Origin of the sequence: Ruegeria sp. HKCCA0370, from assembly GCF_013033705.1 — a bacterium.
GTDB lineage: Bacteria > Pseudomonadota > Alphaproteobacteria > Rhodobacterales > Rhodobacteraceae > Ruegeria.
This window is the reverse complement of record NZ_WQEP01000001.1, coordinates 360,331-381,139: the sequence shown is the minus strand read 5'-3', so window position 1 is coordinate 381,139 and position 20,809 is coordinate 360,331. Positions and strand designations below refer to the sequence as shown.

Annotated in this window: 25 protein-coding genes; 12 read left to right on the top strand and 13 right to left on the bottom strand. The window is 57.5% G+C overall.

Annotation, left to right across the window (positions count from 1 at the left end; all coding sequences use genetic code 11):
* Positions 1–54: 54 nt before the first annotated feature.
* On the top strand, positions 55–1,269 hold the full coding sequence (locus tag GOW31_RS01910; RefSeq protein WP_171167498.1) for a DegT/DnrJ/EryC1/StrS aminotransferase family protein: 1,215 nt from the start codon (positions 55–57) through the stop codon (positions 1,267–1,269).
* 64 nt (positions 1,270–1,333) lie between these two features.
* Here the strand turns inward: GOW31_RS01910 and phaR are convergent, their stop codons facing one another.
* The 3 genes from phaR to GOW31_RS01895 all read right to left on the bottom strand — a co-directional run bounded on the left by phaR (position 1,334) and on the right by GOW31_RS01895 (position 4,400).
* Positions 1,334–1,885 carry a polyhydroxyalkanoate synthesis repressor PhaR gene (phaR, locus tag GOW31_RS01905; RefSeq protein WP_171115229.1) on the bottom strand — a complete coding sequence of 184 codons (552 nt, stop codon included), beginning with the start codon at positions 1,883–1,885 and terminating at the stop codon, positions 1,334–1,336.
* A 135-nt stretch (positions 1,886–2,020) separates the two neighbouring features.
* On the bottom strand, positions 2,021–2,467 hold the full coding sequence (locus GOW31_RS01900; protein WP_152458475.1) for a phasin family protein: 447 nt from the start codon (positions 2,465–2,467) through the stop codon (positions 2,021–2,023).
* Positions 2,468–2,597: 130 nt separating this feature from the next.
* Entirely contained in the window at positions 2,598–4,400 is a 1,803-nt protein-coding gene (locus GOW31_RS01895) for an alpha/beta hydrolase (protein WP_171167495.1), read from the bottom strand.
* 111 nt (positions 4,401–4,511) lie between these two features.
* Here GOW31_RS01895 and phaZ point away from each other — a divergent pair, with 111 nt between their 5' ends.
* Positions 4,512–5,783 carry a polyhydroxyalkanoate depolymerase gene (gene phaZ / locus GOW31_RS01890; RefSeq protein WP_171115225.1) on the top strand — a complete coding sequence of 424 codons (1,272 nt, stop codon included), beginning with the start codon at positions 4,512–4,514 and terminating at the stop codon, positions 5,781–5,783.
* On the top strand, positions 5,783–6,376 hold the full coding sequence (locus tag GOW31_RS01885) for a DUF6151 family protein (RefSeq protein WP_371813691.1): 594 nt from the start codon (positions 5,783–5,785) through the stop codon (positions 6,374–6,376). The genes phaZ and GOW31_RS01885 overlap by 1 nt, the downstream gene beginning before the upstream one ends.
* On the opposite strand, the gene GOW31_RS01880 is transcribed toward GOW31_RS01885, so the two are convergent.
* The 4 genes from GOW31_RS01880 to GOW31_RS01865 all read right to left on the bottom strand — a co-directional run bounded on the left by GOW31_RS01880 (position 6,373) and on the right by GOW31_RS01865 (position 9,573).
* Entirely contained in the window at positions 6,373–7,083 is a 711-nt protein-coding gene (locus GOW31_RS01880) for an alpha/beta fold hydrolase (protein WP_171167493.1), read from the bottom strand. The genes GOW31_RS01885 and GOW31_RS01880 overlap by 4 nt on opposite strands.
* Positions 7,084–7,167: 84 nt before the next feature.
* Complete coding sequence (locus GOW31_RS01875) at positions 7,168–7,782, bottom strand: hypothetical protein (RefSeq protein WP_171116493.1); 615 nt, start codon at positions 7,780–7,782, stop codon at positions 7,168–7,170.
* Positions 7,783–7,831: 49 nt separating this feature from the next.
* Positions 7,832–8,824 (bottom strand): carboxylesterase, encoded by a 993-nt coding sequence (locus GOW31_RS01870; protein WP_171167491.1) that lies wholly within the window; start codon positions 8,822–8,824, stop codon positions 7,832–7,834.
* Positions 8,824–9,573 carry an alpha/beta fold hydrolase gene (locus tag GOW31_RS01865; RefSeq protein WP_171168628.1) on the bottom strand — a complete coding sequence of 250 codons (750 nt, stop codon included), beginning with the start codon at positions 9,571–9,573 and terminating at the stop codon, positions 8,824–8,826. The genes GOW31_RS01870 and GOW31_RS01865 overlap by 1 nt, the downstream gene beginning before the upstream one ends.
* A gap of 193 nt (positions 9,574–9,766) precedes the next feature.
* Between GOW31_RS01865 and thrS the strand changes: the two genes are divergently transcribed.
* The 5 genes from thrS to GOW31_RS01840 all read left to right on the top strand — a co-directional run bounded on the left by thrS (position 9,767) and on the right by GOW31_RS01840 (position 14,452).
* On the top strand, positions 9,767–11,725 hold the full coding sequence (gene thrS / locus GOW31_RS01860; protein ID WP_171167489.1) for a threonine--tRNA ligase: 1,959 nt from the start codon (positions 9,767–9,769) through the stop codon (positions 11,723–11,725).
* 221 nt (positions 11,726–11,946) lie between these two features.
* Positions 11,947–12,249, top strand: a complete 303-nt coding sequence (locus tag GOW31_RS01855; RefSeq protein WP_170343841.1) for a DUF2282 domain-containing protein — start codon at positions 11,947–11,949, stop codon at positions 12,247–12,249.
* A 72-nt stretch (positions 12,250–12,321) separates the two neighbouring features.
* Positions 12,322–13,179 (top strand): DUF692 family multinuclear iron-containing protein, encoded by an 858-nt coding sequence (locus tag GOW31_RS01850; RefSeq protein ID WP_171167487.1) that lies wholly within the window; start codon positions 12,322–12,324, stop codon positions 13,177–13,179.
* Positions 13,176–13,937, top strand: coding sequence for a DNA-binding domain-containing protein (locus GOW31_RS01845; RefSeq protein WP_171167485.1), 762 nt, complete (start codon positions 13,176–13,178; stop codon positions 13,935–13,937). The genes GOW31_RS01850 and GOW31_RS01845 overlap by 4 nt, the downstream gene beginning before the upstream one ends.
* Positions 13,934–14,452: a DoxX family protein gene (locus tag GOW31_RS01840; RefSeq protein WP_171167483.1), complete on the top strand. Its 519-nt coding sequence runs from the start codon at positions 13,934–13,936 to the stop codon at positions 14,450–14,452. Before GOW31_RS01845 ends, GOW31_RS01840 begins: the two co-directional genes overlap by 4 nt.
* A gap of 1 nt (position 14,453) precedes the next feature.
* Here GOW31_RS01840 and GOW31_RS01835 read toward each other — a convergent pair whose 3' ends face one another.
* Complete coding sequence (locus tag GOW31_RS01835) at positions 14,454–14,822, bottom strand: hypothetical protein (RefSeq protein WP_171167480.1); 369 nt, start codon at positions 14,820–14,822, stop codon at positions 14,454–14,456.
* A gap of 40 nt (positions 14,823–14,862) precedes the next feature.
* Positions 14,863–15,180 carry an ArsC/Spx/MgsR family protein gene (locus GOW31_RS01830; RefSeq protein ID WP_171167478.1) on the bottom strand — a complete coding sequence of 106 codons (318 nt, stop codon included), beginning with the start codon at positions 15,178–15,180 and terminating at the stop codon, positions 14,863–14,865.
* Between the two features lie 214 nt (positions 15,181–15,394).
* On the opposite strand from GOW31_RS01830, the gene GOW31_RS01825 reads away from it, so the two are divergent.
* A complete protein-coding gene (locus GOW31_RS01825; RefSeq protein ID WP_152458488.1) occupies positions 15,395–15,601 on the top strand; it encodes a cold-shock protein in 207 nt (68 codons plus the stop codon).
* Positions 15,602–15,964: 363 nt separating this feature from the next.
* On the opposite strand, the gene thyX is transcribed toward GOW31_RS01825, so the two are convergent.
* Positions 15,965–16,873 carry an FAD-dependent thymidylate synthase gene (thyX, locus tag GOW31_RS01820; RefSeq protein WP_152458489.1) on the bottom strand — a complete coding sequence of 303 codons (909 nt, stop codon included), beginning with the start codon at positions 16,871–16,873 and terminating at the stop codon, positions 15,965–15,967.
* Between the two features lie 175 nt (positions 16,874–17,048).
* Here thyX and GOW31_RS01815 point away from each other — a divergent pair, with 175 nt between their 5' ends.
* Positions 17,049–17,477, top strand: coding sequence for a VOC family protein (locus tag GOW31_RS01815; protein ID WP_171167477.1), 429 nt, complete (start codon positions 17,049–17,051; stop codon positions 17,475–17,477).
* On the top strand, positions 17,474–18,175 hold the full coding sequence (locus GOW31_RS01810) for a DUF1194 domain-containing protein (protein ID WP_171167475.1): 702 nt from the start codon (positions 17,474–17,476) through the stop codon (positions 18,173–18,175). The genes GOW31_RS01815 and GOW31_RS01810 overlap by 4 nt, the downstream gene beginning before the upstream one ends.
* Before the next feature lie 117 nt (positions 18,176–18,292).
* Here GOW31_RS01810 and GOW31_RS01805 read toward each other — a convergent pair whose 3' ends face one another.
* The 3 genes from GOW31_RS01805 to GOW31_RS01795 all read right to left on the bottom strand — a co-directional run bounded on the left by GOW31_RS01805 (position 18,293) and on the right by GOW31_RS01795 (position 19,514).
* Positions 18,293–18,790 (bottom strand): MarR family winged helix-turn-helix transcriptional regulator, encoded by a 498-nt coding sequence (locus GOW31_RS01805; RefSeq protein ID WP_371813689.1) that lies wholly within the window; start codon positions 18,788–18,790, stop codon positions 18,293–18,295.
* 77 nt (positions 18,791–18,867) lie between these two features.
* Positions 18,868–19,092, bottom strand: a complete 225-nt coding sequence (locus GOW31_RS01800) for a succinate dehydrogenase assembly factor 2 (protein ID WP_170344713.1) — start codon at positions 19,090–19,092, stop codon at positions 18,868–18,870.
* A 29-nt stretch (positions 19,093–19,121) separates the two neighbouring features.
* Positions 19,122–19,514: a helix-turn-helix domain-containing protein gene (locus tag GOW31_RS01795; RefSeq protein ID WP_171115209.1), complete on the bottom strand. Its 393-nt coding sequence runs from the start codon at positions 19,512–19,514 to the stop codon at positions 19,122–19,124.
* A gap of 92 nt (positions 19,515–19,606) precedes the next feature.
* Here GOW31_RS01795 and GOW31_RS01790 point away from each other — a divergent pair, with 92 nt between their 5' ends.
* The gene (locus GOW31_RS01790; protein ID WP_171167473.1) at positions 19,607–20,809 is read left to right on the top strand and encodes a pyridoxal phosphate-dependent aminotransferase; all 1,203 of its coding nucleotides are present in this window, start codon (positions 19,607–19,609) and stop codon (positions 20,807–20,809) included.

The following is a 20,809-nucleotide window of genomic DNA, read 5'->3' as shown; positions in this document are numbered from 1 at the left end:
TTGCCTTCCGATTATCTTTATCTTTCCCAAAGATAGAATTCGGGAATTCCAAATATGACGCTGCCCCCCAACGTTCACGACGCCGAACCCATCCCTGCCGCCGCCAAGGACGCGATCGAGGCCCTGATGCAGTCAGGTGACCTGTTCCGCTATACTGCACCGCAGGATGCCCCGGTGGCCCTGCTGGAAGCCGAGTTCGCGGAACTGTTGGGCACGAAATACGCTTTGGCGGTGTCGTCCTGTTCGGCCGCGTTGTTTCTGTCGCTCAAAGCACTGGGCCTGCCCCGCGATGCGCGTGTTCTGATCCCCGGCTTCACCTTCGCGGCCGTGCCGTCGTCGGTCGTCCATGCCGACTGCATTCCGGTTCTGTGCGAAGTGGGTGAAAACTATCGCATCGACATGGCCGATTTCGAGGCCAAGCTGGACAACGTTCAGGCAGTCATCATCAGCCACATGCGCGGGCATACATCCGACATGGATGCGATCATGGCCTTGTGCGACGCACGAAACATTCCGGTGATCGAGGATGCCGCGCATTCGCTGGGCACCACATGGCATGGCCGCAATATCGGTACGATCGGAAAGGTCGGATGTTTCTCGTTCCAGTCCTACAAGATGATCAATGCCGGCGAAGGTGGCATCCTGATCACGAATGATGCAGATCTTGTCGCGCGGGCCGTCATCATGTCAGGCGCGTATGAGCACAATTGGAAGAAGCACAAAGGTCCTCAGGGTGACAACTCACCCGAACTGCAAGAGGCCTTCGCCCGCTGGCAAAACAAGCTGCCGCTGTACAATCTTCGTCTGAGCAACCTCAGCGCGGCGGTGATCCGTCCGCAACTTCCGGAACTGGCGCGCCGCGTCCGCGATGGCCTGGCGAACCACGATTACGTGGCCGGTCGCCTGAACACCTCGTCTCATATCGAGGTTCCCGCCCCCCTGCCCCCCGAGCAGCGTGCGCCGGATTCGATCCAGTTCAATCTTGTCGGAATGCAGGAACATGAGATCCGCGCCTTTGCTGCAGCGTCCGAGGCACGCGGCGTCAAGGTTCAGGTTTTTGGTCTGAGCGAAGACAACGCCCGCGCCTTCTGGAACTGGCAATTCCTGCCAGATACTTTCGACCTGCCCAAGACGCGCGACATGCTGATGAAGGCCTGTGACGTGCGCCTGCCCGTCCGCCTGACCCGCGAAGAGCTGGACGTGATTGCAGACATCCTGCTGGCATCGGTTGGCGAAGTGACCGGCCCGATGCCGGTTTATGGCACGTAGGACGAAGGCATTTTGAACAAGAAAGGCCCGCACAATGCGGACCTGTTTCTTGGTTCGGAACGGATCAGTTCAGCTTGGACAGTTTTTGCTGCAACTCGGCCAGCTGTTTCTTGATGTCGTCCAGATCCTCTTTTGGTTCGGACTTTTCCTCTTCCTTTTCCGGGCTGGACCATCCGCTGGACAGCCCACTGGTCATCGCCTTCAGGAAAGCCTGTTGCTGCGCCTGCAATGCGTCAAAACCCGGCATCTGAGACATCGGATTCATCGCGCTCATGTTCTCCATCATCTTGTTTTGGCTTTCGCGCAGCATCTCGAACGAGCTTTGCAGAAACTGGGGCATCATTCCCCCGCCCGGCAGCATGTAACTACGCACCAGATCATTCAGCACATTCACCGGCAGCACGTTTTCACCCCGGCTTTCATGTTCGGCAATGATTTGCAGAAGATACTGGCGTGTCAGGTCATCACCTGTTTTCAGATCAATGATCTGCACTTCGCGCCCGTCGCGGATGAACCCCGCGATATCTTCGAGCGTCACGTAATCGCTGGTCTCGGTATTATACAGCCGACGGCTGGCATAGCGCTTAATAAGCAGCGGTTTTTCTTGGTCCGACACCGGGTTCCCTCCCCAAGGATGATGCGTTGCAGCACAGGTTATGCGAGTGCAGCACAAAAAGAAAGGGCAGGTCAATGGACCTGCCCAACGCGATTGCACCTAATGGGAGGGTTGGGTGCGCTTCGCGGACGTTTCTTACTTTGCAGCTGCAGCTTTCTTGGCTGCGGTAGTGACCTCGTTGGTCGCCTTTTTGACGGCAGCGGTTGCTTCTTCCGCGGCGTCTTTGCCGGCAGCCATCAGCAGCTCGACGGTTTCGGTCTGAACTTTTTTCGCGATTTCAGCGAAAGCGGCCAGGTTTTCAGCTGCAACTTCAGCCGACGCGCTTGCGAAGTCGGTTGCGGCTTTTGCGTAGTCAGCAGGCTCTGCCTTGGCTTTCGACATCTCGCTCAGCTTGGCCAGGGTGTCCTTGGTCCATTTGTTCGAGATCTCGGCCGATTTCTCAGCAGCGTCCAGGGCAACGCCCGACAGCTTCTCGTTCAGCGAAGCGGTCGATTTGAATGCGCCTTCCATTGCGGTGGTATCCACCGGAAATGCACCCATCATGTCTTTCATGATCGCGGTAAAGTCTTGGGTCTTTGCCATTGTCCTAATCCTTTTAGCCGGTCCGGGCCCACCCCGGGTTTCATCAGCTTGAGGACAATATGATTGCTGCACCGCAGCATTGCAAGTTTTTTCTTGCTGCGACGCAGAATTTTTAAGTTTCAAAATGAAATCAGGCGTTTGGTTTCGCCACAACATAAGTCCCGGGTGCGGATGCAAGGCTCGGGTGCTTCGAATCACCCGGCTCACGGGCCGGAACCTGCTTGCCGGACCGCTTCTTCAACCACGCGTCCCACATTGGCCACCAGGACCCCTCGTGAAAATCAGCTTCTTTCAGCCAGGTGCTGGCGTCCGACTTCATATCCGGGTTGGTGTAGTGGCCATATTTCTTCTTGCTGGGCGGGTTCACGATACCCGCAATATGACCCGATTCTGAAACCACGAAGGTTTTGGACCGCGAGCCCATTTTCTGCACGCCGCGGTAACAGTCTTTCCATGCCGCGATGTGATCGGTTTCACAGGTTATGGCCATCAGCGGCACATCCACGTCTTCGAGTTTCAGCTTGTGCCCCATCAACTCAATACCGTCGGTGGCGAACTCGTTGCGCTGGCAGAGACCTCGCAGATATTCCACGGCCATTTTTGCTGGCAGGTTTGCACCATCGCCGTTCCAGTAGAGCAGATCAAAGGCCGGAGGTACTTCCCCCATCATATAGCTGCGAATGGCCGGACCATAAATCAGGTCGCGTGATCGCAGGAACGACATGGTGCGCGCCATGATCCACGACCGCAGAACGCCCTCCTTTTTTACTTCTTCTTCGATCCCGTCGATGAAGTCGTTTTGCAGGAATGGCGTAAACTCACCCTGATCGGAGAAATCCGTCAGTGCCGTGAACAGCGTTGCGGATTTGACCGACTTGTCGCCACGCTGTTTCAGCAAAGACAAGGTCAGGCTCAGCGTCGTGCCTGCGATGCAATAGCCCACAGCGTTGACCTGTTTGACCTTGCAGATCTTCTTGGCCGTTTCGATTGCGGTCAGGAAACCGTCCTGAATATAGTCTTCCATGCCGGTTTCGGCATAGCTTTCATCCGGGTTCACCCAGCTTACGACAAACAGGGTATAGCCCTGTTCGGTGATCCATTTGATCATGCTGTTCTGGGCTTTTAGATCCAGAATATAGAACTTGTTGATCCAGGGCGGGAAAAGAACGATGGGCGTCTCATAAACCGTTTCAGTCACCGGCTTGTATTGGATCAGCTCCATCATCCGGTTGCGATATATGACCTCGCCCGGCGTTGTCGCCAGGTTTCCACCAACCTCGAACGCGCTTTCATCCGCCAGTTTGACGACCAACTCGCCATCATTGGCTTCGAGGTCTGAAACAAGGTTCTCCAACCCTTTTATCAGCGACTGACCTTCGGTCTCGACCGCCTTTTGTAGAGCATCCGGGTTAGTCGCCAGAAAATTCGTGGGCGCCATCATGTCGATGATCTGCTGCGAGAAATACTGTAGGCGTCGTTTGTCCTTGGCATCCAGATCATCGACCGACGAGACAGCCTGCGCAATCGCTTCCGCGTTCGTCAGGTATTGCTGCCGGATCAGTCGGAAATAAGGGTTTGTCTCCCAAAGGGGATTGGAGAACCGTTTGTCACCGGGCTTGGTTTCCTCGGTTTCCACCTCACCCGTAGTCAGCGCTTTCTGCGCTTCGGCAAAGTTGAGAACCGACTTGCCCCAGAATTCTATCTGTTGCTCCAACAGTTTGGCGGGATTTTGCCATGCATCGGCCCAATACGCCGTTGCTGCTCGTGCGAAAAGCTCTTGATTCGGGCCGTCCAGCGCTGGGGTGTGCGACTTTTTTGACGCCATAATTTCAATCAGGCGCTTCGAGAGCTGCTCGACCTTTTCCATATTTTCTTTAATTCGTTCAATATGTTCTTCGGACACGTCCGGCATTTGGTCTTCACTTGTTGTCATTTTAACAATTCCACCCTAACCTCGCTGCCATGCAGAATAACGTCGTGGGTGCTGGGGGGCAAAGCGACGAATGGTCCGAACTCTCAGGATGACACTCAGGAGGCCCCATTTATGCGCTATATGATGACCTACGACCTTATGGAGTCCATGCGTAACACCAACCAGTGGCTTGGTGCAACCGCAAGCGCGATGGCGTCCTACCCGCTGTTTTCCATGACACCCAACCCGGCGTTCAGCTGGATGGCTGCCTGGGGCGAAGTTACCGAACGAACCTTCCAGCGAATGATCGTCAAACCTGACTGGGGCATTCGTACTTTCACCTGCGAGGATGGAAAGGACCATCTGGTCGAGATCACGACAGTTCTGGAACGCCCCTTTGGCGATCTGGTTCACTTCCGTGTCAACGGCCGGGAAGAACAACCGCGCAAGGTCCTGCTGGTTGCGCCCATGTCCGGCCACTACGCCACGCTGCTGCGCTCGACCGTCAAAAGCCTGCTGGTCAATTGCGAAGTTTACATCACCGATTGGCATAATGCGCGCGATATTCCTGTGTCTGCCGGCAAGTTCGATGTCGAAGACTACACGCTCTACCTTGTAGATTTCATGAAGGAACTGGGGCCGGACACGCATGTCGTCGCGGTTTGTCAGCCCGCCCCGCTGACACTGGCGGCCACCGCCTATCTGGCCGAGGTCGAACCCAAGGCTCAACCCAGCACTCTGACACTGATTGGCGGGCCGGTGGACCCGGACGCGACCCCGACCGACGTCACCGACTTTGGACGCCGTGTGACGATGGGTCAGCTGGAAGAAACCATGATTCAACGGGTCGGATTCAAGTACAAAGGTGTCGGGCGTATGGTCTATCCCGGCCTGCTGCAACTGGCCTCGTTCATGTCGATGAACGCCGATCGCCACTCCAAAGCGTTTTCCGATCAGATTCAGCGTGTTATCCGCAACGAAGCCTCGGACTTGGATGCCCATAACCGTTTCTATGACGAATATCTTGCGGTGATGGACATGACGGCCGAGTTCTATCTGTCGACGGTCGAACGCGTGTTCAAAAACCGCGAGATCGCACGCAACGAATTTGTTGTCGCCGGCCACAAGGTGGATATCGGCAAAATCACCGATGTTGCCGTGAAATCGGTCGAAGGTGCGAATGACGATATCTCGGCGCCCGGTCAATGTATTGCTGCCCTGGACCTGTGCACCGGCTTGCCAGACAGCAAAAAGGCCAGCCACGTAGAACCCGGCGCGGGCCATTACGGCATTTTCGCGGGCCGCAGCTGGCGCGACAACATTCGCCCGCTTGTGATTGATTTCATGAACGAAAACAGCCGCAAGAAACGTCGCCGCGCAGCGAACACCAACAAGGTCGCCTGATGAACATGGGCGGGCCGGCACATAGTGGCCTCGCCTTTTCCTGCACCTGCGGCCAGTTGAAGGGTCAAATCTCGGACCAGGGTGTTCGGCTTGGAACCCATGTCGAGTGTTTCTGTCATGACTGCCGCGCGGCGCAGCTGTATTTCGGGCAGCCCGACCCGGCGCCCGGCCCGGTCGACATCTTCCAGATGGCACCGGATGAAATCGAAATCACCGCCGGAGGCCAATTCCTTTCCGCCATGAAGCTCAGCCCAAATGGTATGCTGCGATGGTATGCCAGCTGCTGCAACGCCCCGCTGGCGACGACGCCACAGACTGCACGTTTGCCCTTTGCAGGGTTTATCGTCGGCAGGATTACTGGTGATGTTTCCGCATTGGGGCCGGTCACAACCCGTGGGTTTGTCCCTAGACCCGATGGAAAACAAAAACACGAAAAGGTCAGGTTTGCGGCGTTTGGCCTTTTGCGCCGCGCCCTGCAATCGCGCCTGTCAGGACGGTGGAAGAAAACGCCGTTCTCCGACCCCGAGACCGGCGAACCTGCGGTCGTACCGAATGTCATTTCGAAAGACGAGCGGGCGGCGCTTTACCCCTAGACAAACTTTTGCGGAGTATTCAGCCAGGTTTCCAAGGCTTTGTTCACGGCATCGGGCGCTTCCAGCGGCAGCAGATGCCCGGCATTTTCGACGATCTCAAACGCGGCCTCTGGTATCAGGTCAGACATGAAAGAGTGCCGTTTGACCGGGGTAAGCGTGTCATGGGCACCGCACATGATCAAAGTGGGGACTTTGATCCGGCGCAACGATCCCTGTTGGTCGGGTCGGCGCTGCAAGGCACGCATTTGGCGCACAAAAGTTTCGGCGCCCAGATCATTCGCCATTGTCAAAAGATCATTCAGAATGGGGATTCGCCTGGGCCCCGGCGCCAAAGTATCGGTGCCGACCAGTTGGCGCATGACTTCTTCCAGCCGCCCACCCAGGGCCCCGATGATCAGATCCTCGCGGCTGGCCGCGATCTGAGGTGTGTCCGCCTGTGCGTCCGTCGACATCAGGCACAAGCGCGTCACCCGTTCCGGTGCCCGCCGGATCAGTTCCAGCCCCACCACACCACCCATGCTCTGCCCGGCCAATGCAAACCGATGTGGAAGCTGATCCAACAGCCCCGAGGCGATCTCTTCAATTCGCTCGCCTCCGGAAACAGGTGCAACAGTGACGGGCCGTGACCGTGACAACACCTCGATCTGAGGTCGAAACAGCCGGGCATCACACATCAACCCAGGCAACAACACCAGCGGTTCGTTCACGCGGGGGCTCCATCTGCTCGGTTTTCCGAGTCCTTCCAGTTGTTGTCAGGATGAGAGTTTTGCCGCAGCCGGGCAAGGAAAACTTCACGGGTAGGCGATGGCGCGAAATGCCGGAAAATCGGCGTAACGGGCTTGCCGCGTCGCAAGGTCTTCACCGGGTTCAGCGCCGGGCCTCAACAGACACCCACGCGGAGCAATATAGCTGTCGATCCGGCGATGCGGCCTGGGCCGCCACACAAGATTGAACGCACAGAGCTTGGGGAAGAACCAGATTTCGGAATACTCCAGATGATCGTGCATCCACCACGCCAGATCTCGCCAGTCCCTGCCCTGCGCATATTGATCCGCGAACCACGGGATAACGATAGATGCCCCGGCAATCCGCGCATCCCCTTCCCCGCGATCCCAGATATGGCATTCCAGCGGGTGATCGTTTCGGGCGCAGTTCAGCTTGTTTTCATTGCCAAACCGGTTCAAGGACGATGAACGATAACCCGACCTGACCGCGACCCGGCCAAATGTCTCTTCCAATGGGTCAAGAAGGGTTTCGCAAAACGCGCGGCCTGTTTCGATCGCCAGATCCGGGTTATCCGGAATATTCTGCTTTTGGTGGAAGTTGCCGATTTCCGAATACAGAAAATCGCGCATGAAGAAATGCCGGGACAAGCGGACACGACCCAGGGTCTCAAGGCTCCACATGCTGCCCGGCTTACGCATCTTGCATCCTTTTTATCCCATCAATCAGGGTTTATTCCACCCCCAAGCCCTTCAACCACTCCAGAATGCCAGCAACGGCGGCATCGGTTTGACCCGGCGACATCAACCGCCCCGCGATAACATGTGAAGACGGATCGTCACCCGGCCCCATCGTCACCAGCTCGACCGTTGCCGGAGTGCCCCAGGCCTCGGCAACGTTGTGCGTCCGGTCCGGCCGCACAACCTGATCATCATCCGAAAACCAGAACAAGGCGGGTATCAGGGCCTCAGAGAAATCCAGCGCATAGACCGTATCCACCAGCACGGACATCGGCACGACGGCTTCCCACGGGTAGACCGACGTCCAGTACCTGTTCTTCTCTGGGTCCGGCCCTGACACATCGCGTTCTTGCCCCATCAAAACAGGCAACCAGCTTCTTGCCCATGGCAATGAAGGCACCCACGCCGCGACGGTATTCACACCAAAGTTCGGCGAGACAAAAACCATGCCGACCACATCCTGGCTGAGGTCGGCATCCAACGCAGCGGCCGCCGCCAGCGTTCCTCCGGTCGAGGTGGAAATGACGATCACCTTTTCCCCGACCGCGCGCGCCGCTGCCAGCCCTTCTGCGGTATCCTGCATCCAGCCCGAGGCCGTACCCTCGGCCATCGCCGGCCCATCCCGACCGTGACCTTGCAACCGCGTGTAGACCAGATTGGCGCCCAAAGCGTCAGCCACCAGATCAGGAACAGGGCGGATTTCCTCGGAACTTGCTGAAAAACCGTGGATGTAAAGAACAGAATACGGCGTGCGCTGTTCCTTGAACCCGTCCTGCCAGATCACGCGCTTTTCGACACCCGGAACGATGTCATCATAGGCAGACTCGGTGCTTTCAAAATAAACCTGAACACCTTCACCAAATTTCCGAGGGTCAAAGGTCGGGTGCAGGTTCACTTCCTCGCGCGGGCCGAACCAGAAGACCAGGCCGCTAAGAACAACCAGCGCCAGAAGAGCGCGCCCCAGAAACCAACCAAAGCGCCGCATCAGGCTTCTCCCAACACGTCAAGAACCGCGGTCTCGATCAAACCCAGGCACTTCTCGTCCGAGAAGCGATGATCGGCCCCCTTGACCAACAGCAGCCGCATGTCAGGGCCCGCAGCATGTTCCAGCAGCCGCACGGCTGTTTCGGTCGAAACGGCCGTGTCTGCGGTGCCTTGCAGGAAACGAACCGGGAACGGCAGATCCAGAGCGCCCCGCAAAACCAAATTCTGGCGTCCGTCTTCGATCATGCGCTTGGTGATGACATAGGGTTCCATATAGTCGGACGGCAGCTCGACATGGCCGACAGTGTCCATCGCAGCTTTTTGTTCGTCGCTGAACGAAGCCCAATACCCGTCCTCGGTGAAATCCGGCGCGGCGGCGATTGTCACCATGCCTGCAATTCGCTCGGGCATGACTTTGGCCAGCAGCAATGCCTGCCATCCCCCCATTGATGAGCCAACCACGATCAAAGGTCCGTCCGTCAATGCCTTTACCGCAGCCAATGTGTCCTGATGCCAGTCACCGATACAGCCCTCGGTGAACGCGCCCGAGCTTTCGCCGTGGCCGGAATAATCGAACCGCAAGAACGATTGCCCCCGCGCCTGTGCCCAGGCTTCCAGATGCACGGCCTTGGTGCCTTCCATGTCCGATTTGAGCCCGCCCAGAAAAACGATGGTCGGTCCTGCCCCTTCGGTCTTGTGATAAGCCAGTCGCCGCCCCTGCGGCGTCTCCAGAAAATCCGTCGCTGCCATGAAATCCTCTTTCTCTTTAGGCAACATCATGCACGGCAGCACGATGGTCGCAATTCCGGAATTCGATTTCCCGTTGCGTCAGCTACGCACCTTGCGACACTTGACAGTAATTGTTGCACCTGCCACATGGGCCGAACACACATAACCCGCAACCGGGCGTTCAGTGGGCGCCAAACCGACGAGGAGAGCCGATATGGCCCTGGATTCTCAATCCGTCTCTCTCACCTTTCCCGATGGCAATGCACGCACCTACGCCGCAGGCGTCACGCCCGCGCAGGTGGCTGCCGACATCTCAACCTCGCTGGCCAAAAAGGCCATCTCGGCCACCGTTGACGGCCAGCACTGGGACCTGCAATGGCCCATCGAATCCGACGCGCAGATCGCCATCCACACCATGAAGGATGAGGCCCAGGCCAATGAGCTGATCCGCCACGATCTGGCCCATATCATGGCGCGCGCGGTTCAGGAGATCTGGCCCGCCACCAAGGTCACCATCGGCCCCGTCATCGAAAACGGCTGGTATTATGACTTCGACCGCGAAGAGCCGTTCACGCCGGAAGATCTCGGCCTCATCGAGAAAAAGATGAAAGAGATCATCAACAAGCGTGATCCCGTCACCACCGAGGTCTGGGACCGCGAGCGCGCGATCGAGTTCTACAAGGCCAACAACGAGCCCTACAAGGTCGAGCTGATCGAGGCTATTCCCGGCGACGAGCCGCTGCGCATGTACTGGCATGGGCACTGGCAGGATCTGTGCCGAGGTCCGCACCTGCAACATACCGGGCAGGTTCCGGGGGATGCGTTCAAGCTGATGTCCATCGCCGGCGCCTATTGGCGAGGCGACAGCGACCGTGCGATGTTGCAGCGTATCTATGGTGTGGCCTTCACCGGAAAGGAAAAGCTGAAAGCGCACCTGCATATGCTGGAAGAGGCCGCCAAGCGCGACCACCGCAAGCTGGGCCGCGAAATGGACCTGTTCCACATGCAGGAAGAGGCCCCCGGCCAGATTTTCTGGCACCCCAACGGCTGGACGATCTACACCCAGTTGCAGGACTACATGCGCCGTCAGCAGCGCAACGGCGGCTATGTCGAGGTCAACACGCCGCAGGTTGTAGACCGCAAACTGTGGGAAGCATCGGGCCATTGGGACAAGTATCAGGAAAACATGTTCATCGTCGAAGTGGACGAGGAACATGCCCGCGAAAAGGCGATCAACGCGCTCAAGCCGATGAACTGTCCCTGCCATGTGCAGATTTTCAATCAGGGCCTGAAATCCTATCGCGACCTGCCGCTGCGCATGGCCGAGTTCGGGTCTTGCAACCGCTATGAGCCGTCAGGTGCGCTGCACGGTATCATGCGTGTGCGTGGCTTTACCCAGGATGATGGGCACATCTTCTGCACTGAAGACCAGATCGAGTCTGAAACCGCAGAGTTCATCCGGTTCCTGTCCCGGATCTACAAGGATCTCGGATTCGAGAACTTCTCGGTCAAATTCTCGGATCGCCCCGAGAAACGGTCGGGGTCGGATGAAGTCTGGGACAAGGCCGAAGCCGCGTTGCTCAGCGCGACACGTGCTGCCGGGATCGAGCCGGAGCTCAACCCCGGTGAAGGCGCCTTTTATGGTCCCAAGCTGGAATTTGTTCTTACGGATGCGATCGGTCGCGATTGGCAATGCGGCACGCATCAGGTTGACTTCGTGCTGCCCGAACGCCTTGATGCCACCTATATCGGCGCTGACGGCGGCAAGCACCGCCCCGTCATGCTGCATCGCGCGACGCTGGGCTCGTTCGAGCGTTTCATCGGTATCCTGATCGAAGAACACGCCGGCAAGCTGCCCTTCTGGCTTGCGCCGCGTCAGGTCGTGGTTGCGTCCATCACCTCCGATGCGGATGGCTATGTCGCCGAAGTGGTCGAAACGCTGCGCGGCGCCGGTGTGCGGGCCGAAGCCGACATTCGCAACGAAAAGATCAACTACAAGGTTCGTGAACACTCGGTCGGCAAAGTTCCGGTCATTCTGGCCGTCGGCCATCGCGAAGTTGAAGACCGCACCGTCAGTGTCCGGCGTCTGGGCGAAAAACAGACGCAGGTCCAACCGCTTGACGTTGTAACAAACGAGCTGTCGCAGGCAGCCACCCCGCCGGATTTGCTGTAACAATCGGCAGCATATTGCTGGGAATCTGGCCCCCGAATTGGGGCCAGATTGAAACAATTCACTCTTTCTTCTTCAAAAACAATGCATTACGCTGCAAGAGGGCACGCCGCCCTTTGACGTGCTTGTGAGACACGGGCTCGTGAATTCAACTCTGTCTACCAAGCTACTACCTTTGTCATTGTCACAAGCAGACATACCCAGTCATCAAGAGGATTACCGAGATGTCGAACACAGCCAAGTCCCTGGTTATCGCAACCGCAGTCGCAGCCGCCGTATCGGGCGCCGCAACCACTGCATCCGCTCAGGCAAAGGAAAAATGCTATGGCGTATCGCTGGCCGGTCAGAACGACTGCGCCGCGGGCCCCGGCACCACCTGCGCGGGCACCTCGACCGTTGATTATCAGGGCAACGCATGGACCCTGGTTGATGCAGGCACCTGCGCGGATATCGAACTGCCCGCACAGGCAGACGGCACCCCGCGCAAAGGCTCACTGGAAGCTCAGGATCGCGACCTGCCGGCATAAGAACGGCCTGACGAATTCAGGGGGCGGGCACCATCGCCCGCCCCTTCCCTTTCGTGATCAAGGAACTGGCCCATGTTGGATGATGCCCACAGGTCGAACCGCCTGCCCGCAGCTCCGGGCGTAGGTTACAAGCCGCAACACTTCGCTCAGATACTTGAACACGCGCAACCCGTTGCATGGCTGGAAATTCATGCGGAGAACTACATGGGCGATGGCGGGCGGCCTCTGGCGCAGCTGCGCCATCTTTCCGAACAATTCCCGATCTCGGTCCATGGCGTTGGCCTGTCCATCGGCGGCGAAGGCGCGCTGGACTCTGATCACCTGGCCCGGCTGAAACATCTGGTAGGCTGGCTGAATCCCGCCAGCTTTTCCGAACACCTGGCCTGGTCCACCCATGACACCCATTTCTACAACGACCTGCTGCCCCTGCCCTATACCGACGCAACACTGACACGCGTTTGCGATCATATCGATCAGGTTCAGGACACCGTCGGACGGCAGATGCTGTTGGAAAACCCCTCAAGCTATTTGGCTTTTGAAGAAAGCACCTGGTCCGAGCCCGACTTTCTGCGCGAAATTGCACGTCGTACCGGATGTGGCTTGTTGCTGGATGTCAACAACGTCTTTGTCTCTGCCACCAATCTGGACTTTTCTCCTCAGGGTTACATCGATGCCTATCCACTTGAAAAAGTGGGGGAAATTCACCTTGGCGGTCATGACGAGGATGAAGACGATCACGGCCACCCGCTGCTGATCGACAGCCACGGGCGTGAAGTCGTCGATCCGGTCTGGGCGCTGTTGGATTACGTGCTGGAACGTACGGGGCCGAAACCCGTCCTGATCGAGTGGGACACCGACGTACCGGACTGGTCCATTTTGCGAGAAGAGGCCGTTCGCGCGAAGACCGCCCTTGAACGGACCCCGGCATGAGCGTTTCGCAATCCGAATTTCGCGCGGCCATGATGGATGCGTCAGCCCCTGTCCCCGAAGGTTTGCTGGACGCCCAGGCGCAGCCAGCCGGTCGTCGTTTCAGCGTCTATCGCAACAATGTCGCCGTGTCCTTGACCGAGGCGATGCATCAGGCGTTTCCAGTCATCACCAAGTTGCTGGGGCCACAGAACATGGACGGGCTGGCCGGGATATTTCTGCGCCAGCACCCGCCATCATCACCGCTGATGATGTTCTACGGTGAAGCCTTTCCCGAATTTCTGGCCGAAATGCAGCAGCTTTCCCATCTTGGTTACCTGCCGGATGTGGCGCGGCTGGAACTTGCGTTGCGCAAGTCGTACCACGCCGCCGACAGCCAACCCGCCCCGGCAGACGCGCTGGCCGTAGACCCCGAACAGGTCATGCGAGCCCGGCTGCGTTTTGCCCCGGCCATGCGGGTGGTACGCTCGGACTGGCCCATGCACGCGATCTGGCGTTTCAACACCGAAACCGACGCGCCGAAACCCGATGCGCGCGCCGAGGATGTTTTGATCACGCGCCCGGAATTCGACCCGGTTGCCCAGTTGCTGCCCGCCGGCGGCGCCGATTGGATCGCCCATATGCAAGGCGGCGACATGATCGGCGAAGCATTTGAAAAAACCGCTGCGGCGCAGCCGGAATTTGACCTTGGAACCACTCTGGCACTGCTTTTGCAGGGCGGTGCAATAACTTCTGTGACTATCGAAAGGCTGGAGACATGACTGCCCTGATCTCACTTCACAACAACGTTCTGGGAAAGGTGGACCTGGCGTCCAACTGGCTTACACCCACTCTGGCGCGACTGGTCTTTGTCGCGGTTCTTCTGGTCTATTACTGGAACTCGGCGATGCTGAAGATCGACGGCTCGATCTTTTCACCTTCGGCCGGTGCCTTCGGTCAGATTTTCCCCAAAGCCGCCGAAGCCGTCCTTTACGACGTATCCCAAATGACGTTCTTTCAACGGGTCGTCATTTTCTTTGGCACGGTTGCAGAATTCGTCCTTCCCGCGCTGCTGCTGGTCGGTCTGTTCACCCGTCTGGCGGCCTTGGGTATGATCGGTTTCATCTGGGTGCAGACTCTGGTCGACGTCACCGGCCATGGCGTGAAACTGGGCAGCCTGTTCGACGCGGCGCCATCCATTATGGATCAGCGCACGATGTGGACATTCATGATGCTGGTGATCGTGATCAACGGTGCAGGCCCCATCTCACTTGATCGGATCCTGCGTCTGAAATGACCTAGAAATGCGCTTTGGGCTGGTCTGGCTTACCTGCTGCCAGCCCTAGCACCCCGGCAACCCCGGCAAACGCGATCGGGAACATGGTGAACACACCAAATCCGAAGGCGTAGTACATCGCCGCCGCTGAAATCAGCAGCAGGATCCCTGCAACAAGGGCGCGCGCGGGCGCCATCGCCCCCCCGGCAATGGCCAACAAAGGCGCAACGATCGACACAGCCTGAATCAGGTCAGGGTTGTCCACCTGCCTCAGAACGCCGTCTATCTCGCCGACGTGATCGATGACGACCACCTTCGCATACCCGAAAAACCCGACGATCATCCCGATCAGCCCGGCAATAACGCCCAAGATCATGGCGGCATTACGCATTTAACGTCCTCACTGTTGCTTGCAGGCACATAAGCATTCCTTAAGAAATACCAAGCTGCGTGCGTGTTTCCGCAGTCCAGCCAAGAAACAGCTCTCCGCCTTGCTCGATCAACGGGCGCTTCATCAGGGTGGGATGCTGTTTCAAAAGCTCCAAAGGTGCTTTCGCGCGCTGGTTGTCATCCAATCCGCGCCATGTCGCTGACCTGGTGTTGAGCAAAGCGTCGCCGAAGTCAGCAAGAGCCTGCGACAGCACAGCATCCGGCACGCCGTCGCTGCGGACATCCACGAACTCTGCGTCTGGCAATGTTTTCAATGCTTTGCGACAGGTGTCACAGGTTTTCAATCCATAAAGGCGCATGTTTTTACTGCTCCTGCATTTGATTGCATTTTAGGCAAACTTGCCAGTTTCCGGCGGTTATTCTTGATTTTTTACTTCACCGTGCAATGTTGAAAAAGGCGAAACACACGAAACGGACTGTTCAGAAAGTGCCAAACAGTCTTTTTTGTGGTGACGCTGACCACAGCCCCCACCAATTTGTGGGACAATGCGCAAGTAGAAGGAGACACGGGACATGCCAACCGGCACCGTGAAATGGTTCAATACCACTAAAGGTTATGGTTTTATTGCCCCTGATGAAGGGGGCAAAGATGTGTTTGTACATATCTCGGCCGTAGAACGGTCCGGCCTCACCGGACTCGCAGACAATCAAAAAGTCTCGTACGAGTTGCAGGACGGACGCGACGGCCGACAAATGGCTGCGGAATTGAAGCCGTTGTAACGACATCCCCGCTGATCGCGGGATGGATCCATTAAGGATGGCGGCCAATTTCCGGCCGTCAACCACCCCCTACCGGGCCTGTTCCATTACCCGCGCGCGGATTGTTCATTTGTGCGGCGTCGATGGTGTATATCCGTTGCAGTGGTGTCGGATACCCCGGGTTCCTGCGAACAGATCCCAGCCCCGCCCGCAAACCGGATTTCCCAGGCTTCATTGTGTGCTCGGGGCGACGCTGGCACGTTGCGACGCCCTTCGTTCCGGTTTCAGGTCATCGTGCATGCGTCGCAAAAGCCCACACACTGCTTAGGCGATGGGCCACTTGGCATGACAATCCAAAGAAATTAGCGCCCGGCAATTCGAATACTATTTGCGAATGATCTCTTCGAATTCGCGCCACTCCCGAGCCGTCATGCCCGAGCTTTCCTGCGTGACGTCCTCACCCGCCAGCATGCGGCGCAGGCTTTCAACCATCTGAGCCGACAGGTTGACGGCCCCAAGACGGTAGTCCTCGAATGCTTTATAGGCAAAGGGCACCCAGTCGGCGACGATCTTGCACATCGTATCAGCGTAGACGCGGATCTCATATTGAGCATGAGGGTCAGCGCGCAGTCGCAGAAAATGGAACAGGTTGTGCAGGTCGACCTTCCAATACCACTGCGTATAGATGTTTGCGGGCAGGTTCATCCGCGCCAATTCTCGTGCCAGCCCCTGCTGCCCGTCCTGGCTGATCATCGACTCGTAATTGTCATAGCACCGGGCGCTGTCGGCCTTGAGGATGTCCAGAACACGCGCGGCCTCTTCACCTTCCAGAGCAGAGCCACGGCCCTGATTGTTCACCTCTGATTGGGCGGCCACATGTTCGGGTGCGGGAATATAGAATTCACGATCCAGAATTGAATATCGCGCCGAATACTCATTTACATTGGCCGTACGGTGCCGAATCCACTGCCGCGCCACGAAGACCGGCAGCTTCACATGCAGTTTGACCTCGCACATTTCGAAAGGGGTCGAATGCCAGTGCCGCATAAGGTACCGGATCAGACCTTCGTCATTCTGAACCGATTTGGTTCCTTTGCCGTAAGACACACGCGCGGCCTGACAGATGGCCGCATCATCGCCCATATAATCAATCACGCGGACAAAGCCGTGATCCAGAACCTGATGCGCGGTGTACAGGTGATCTTCCATTCCCGCTGAAACGACGCGACGAGTGGGATGCGATTGGGCACGTTGCGCTTCGATCTCGGCCTGTTGGTCAGCGGACAGCGGCATCAAGTTTTCCTTTCTGGCAATGAGTCGCCCCCTACTATATCTCGCCAACCGCAACATCGAAACCGCGATATATGCCGCAACCCACGCAAAATTCAGTTCGCCAGACCCAGCGGTCTCGACACGCTAGGTCGGCGCGCTAAGCTCTTTGAAAACTGAGTCGAAAAGGATGACCAAAATGGCGCTGACATATCTTCACACCATGGTCCGCGTGAAGGATCTGGAAAAATCCATGGCGTTTTACAAGCTTCTGGGCCTGAAGGAAACACGCCGCTATGACAGCGAAGCCGGGCGGTTTTCACTGATTTTCATGGCGCCTCCGGGGCAGGAGGATGCGCCGATCGAGCTGACCTACAACTGGGACGGAGATGACCGCCTTCCCAGCGACAGCCGCCATTTCGGTCACCTCGCATACGGCGTCGACAATATCTACGAGGTTTGCCAGCACCTTCAGGACAATGGCGTCACGATCAATCGCCCTCCGCGTGACGGTCGCATGGCCTTTGTACGCTCACCCGACAATATCTCGATCGAGCTTTTGCAGAACGGCGATGCGTTGGAGCCGAAGGAACCCTGGGCCAGCATGGAAAGCGTTGGCCACTGGTGATCCGGTGGGTCATAACGCTTGGGTTGGCCGCGCTGGCCAGCCCGATCAAGGCCGAGACGTGTCGTCTGGCCCTTGCATTGGCCATGGACATTTCAGTGTCGGTCGATGAGGCCGAGGACTTGCTGCAACGGCAGGGTTTGGCGGCTGCGCTGATCGCACCCGAAGTGCAGGAGGCCTTTTTCTCCTCTCCCATGCCGGTTGCTTTGGCTGTTTACGAATGGAGCGGTCGTTCCACCCAGCACGTCATTTTGAATTGGTTGCTGATAGAAGATGTTGCTGACCTGCTGTTCGCCTCCGGTCAGATAAGTGGTTCCGTGCGATCAGATACCGGATCAGCGACCGCCATGGGCTATGCCCTGGCTTTCGGGTCAACCTTGATGAACAAAGCACCCGACTGCTTGTTTCAAACGATTGACCTGTCCGGAGATGGTTCAAACAACGATGGCTATGGGCCGCAAATAGCCTATCGTCACTTCGCTTTCCAGAACGTGGTGGTCAATGGCCTCGTGATCAACGCGGCGGATTTTGAAGGCGAACTATTTCTGATCCCGTTTTTTGAAAACAACGTCCTGCATGGTCCCGGTGCCTTTTTGGAAGTCGCTCAGGGGTTCGAAGATTTCGAACGGGCCATGCGGAAAAAGCTGAAACGGGAATTGAGCGGTTTGCAGATTGGTGCGCTTGATGAAAACCCGCAGTAAATCCGCGCCTGAGCGCTGATTTTGCGGGCCTGTTCTCTGAACCGGCATTTGAACAAGGCCGCCAGGCCTGTGCATCAGTGCAGGACGGTTTTGGTTCTGCGCGACACACAACCCCGGTCAGTAGATGTATCGGATCTGGTCGGTCCAATATCGCTCCACCCGGCGCAGTGACGTGGTGATGTCTTCGATGCCTTCCAACTCCAACACGCCCCTGCTTTGCAATCCTTCGGCGTGACGCGCAAACAGGTCGGACACGAAATTGCGGATTTCCCTGCCTCGTGGTGTCAGACGTACGCGGACAGAGCGGCGGTCAATCTCGCATCTCTGGTGGTGCATATACCCCATCTCAACCAGCTTCTTGAGGTTGTAGCTGACATTGCTGCCCTGATAGTAGCCGCGGCTTTTCAGCTCGCCCGCCGTCACTTCGTGATCGCCGATATTGAACAGCAGCAGCGCCTGAACCGCGTTGATTTCCAGCACGCCGACGCGCTCGAATTCATCCTTGATGACATCCAGCAGCAACCGATGCAGCCGCTCCACCAGGGCCAGTGCCTCAAGATAGCTGGTCATGAACCCCTTGGCTTCAAGCCCGGAGACCTGCATTTCCATACTCATCCGACCCTCCGATTCAGTCGTGCTGTTTGAGACACGATGACCTGAAAGTCCGAAAAATCGGTTAAGCCGGTATTTTCTTATTTCTGAAAGGTCTGCGCGATGTTTGAAATCAGACTGGCAAACTGCGCCGGCGGCTGCACCTGACCTGTGACCCATTGATAAAGGTCCTGATCGTTTTCGTGCAGCAGCGCGTCAAAGACATCCAGCCCGGCGGCATCCATATCTGCCAGGTTGCGATCGGCATAAGCGGACAGGATAATGTCCATCTCTTTGATCCCGCGCCGCATGGATCGCATTTTCATTCGCTTGATGCGTACGTCCCGGGGTTCACTCAATTCTTCTGCTCCAGCATCAGACGCATTTTCTTTTCCAGACGCGCCGCACGTTCAGCGCAAACCCGCATCTCTCCTCGGATGGCGCGCAGTTCGGCCACCGCGGTCGACAGTTCCATTCCACCTTCGCCCTCTTCCACCGGGGCATCCATGCCATCGCCCTCACCGGTCAGCAGCCACATGATCGAGACATTGACCAGCCCCGCCATCATCGACAACCGGTTCGCACGCGGCTCGGACAGATCGTTTTCCCAATCGACAATCGTCGTCTTCTTGACCCCAAGGCGGCGCGCCAGCTCTGCCTGGGTCATTCCGGCCGCTTCGCGCGCGCCCGCCAAACGGTCCCCGAATGTCGCAGACTCAGGTCCATACCAGTCTTTTTCATCATTCATCGGGGTCTCCAATTCACATTGTCCATTCGGCTTGATCGTCATTCCGGCGCACCCTATGACAGTCGGGTTGAACATACAAACCGAGGCCATCCATGAGTTTCCTGTCTGCGACACTGTCACGCGTTAAACCATCGCCCACGATCGCCATGACAGCCAAGGCCGCCGAGTTGAAAGCCGCCGGGCGCGACGTGATCGGCCTGAGCGCGGGTGAGCCGGATTTCGACACCCCGCAAAACATCAAGGACGCCGCCGTTGCAGCGATTGCAGCCGGAAAAACCAAGTACACCGCACCGGACGGCATTCCGGAACTGAAGCAGGCGGTTTGCGCCAAGATGAAGCGCGATCACGGGCTTGACTACACGCCCGCGCAGATCTCGGTTGGAACGGGCGGAAAGCAGACGCTGTACAACGCCTTGATGGCAACAATGAATGACGGTGACGAGGTGATCATCCCCGCGCCATATTGGGTAAGCTACCCCGACATGGTTTTGCTGGCAGGTGGAACGCCGGTTGTTGTTGAAACGACGCTGGCCAACAGCTTCAAGCTGACGGCAGAACAACTGGAAGCCGCCATCACCCCAAGGACAAAGTGGTTCATCTTCAACTCGCCCTCGAACCCGACAGGCGCAGGGTACAGCCGGGATGAGCTCAAGGCCCTAACCGATGTTCTGATGCGCCATCCGCATGTCTGGATCATGTCGGACGACATGTATGAACACCTGGCCTATGACGGGTTTGAATTCTGCACGCCTGCCGAGGTGGAGCCCGGCCTGTATGACAGGACGCTCACCTGCAACGGTGTTTCGAAAGCCTACGCCATGACCGGCTGGCGCATCGGTTATGCGGCCGGTCCGGTCGAACTCATCTCGGCGATGCGCAAGATCCAGTCGCAATCCACCTCGAACCCCTGCTCGATCAGCCAGTGGGCGGCGGTGGAAGCGCTGAACGGAACACAGGATTTTCTGGCCCCGAACAATGAAACGTTCAAACGCCGCCGTGATCTGGTGGTGCGCATGTTGGACGAGATTGACGGCATAACCTGCCCGACACCCGAGGGCGCGTTTTATGTCTACCCCTCGATCGCCGGGCTGATTGGCAAAACGACACCCGCGGGAACCGTCATCGAAAACGATGAAGCCTTTGCCACGGCCCTGCTGGAAGAGGCGGATGTCGCCGTCGTGTTTGGCGCGGCCTTCGGCCTGTCACCCAACTTCCGGGTCAGCTATGCGACGTCCGATGCAGCCCTGACCGAAGCTTGCGCTCGTATACAGCGCTTTTGTGCATCTCTGAGGTAA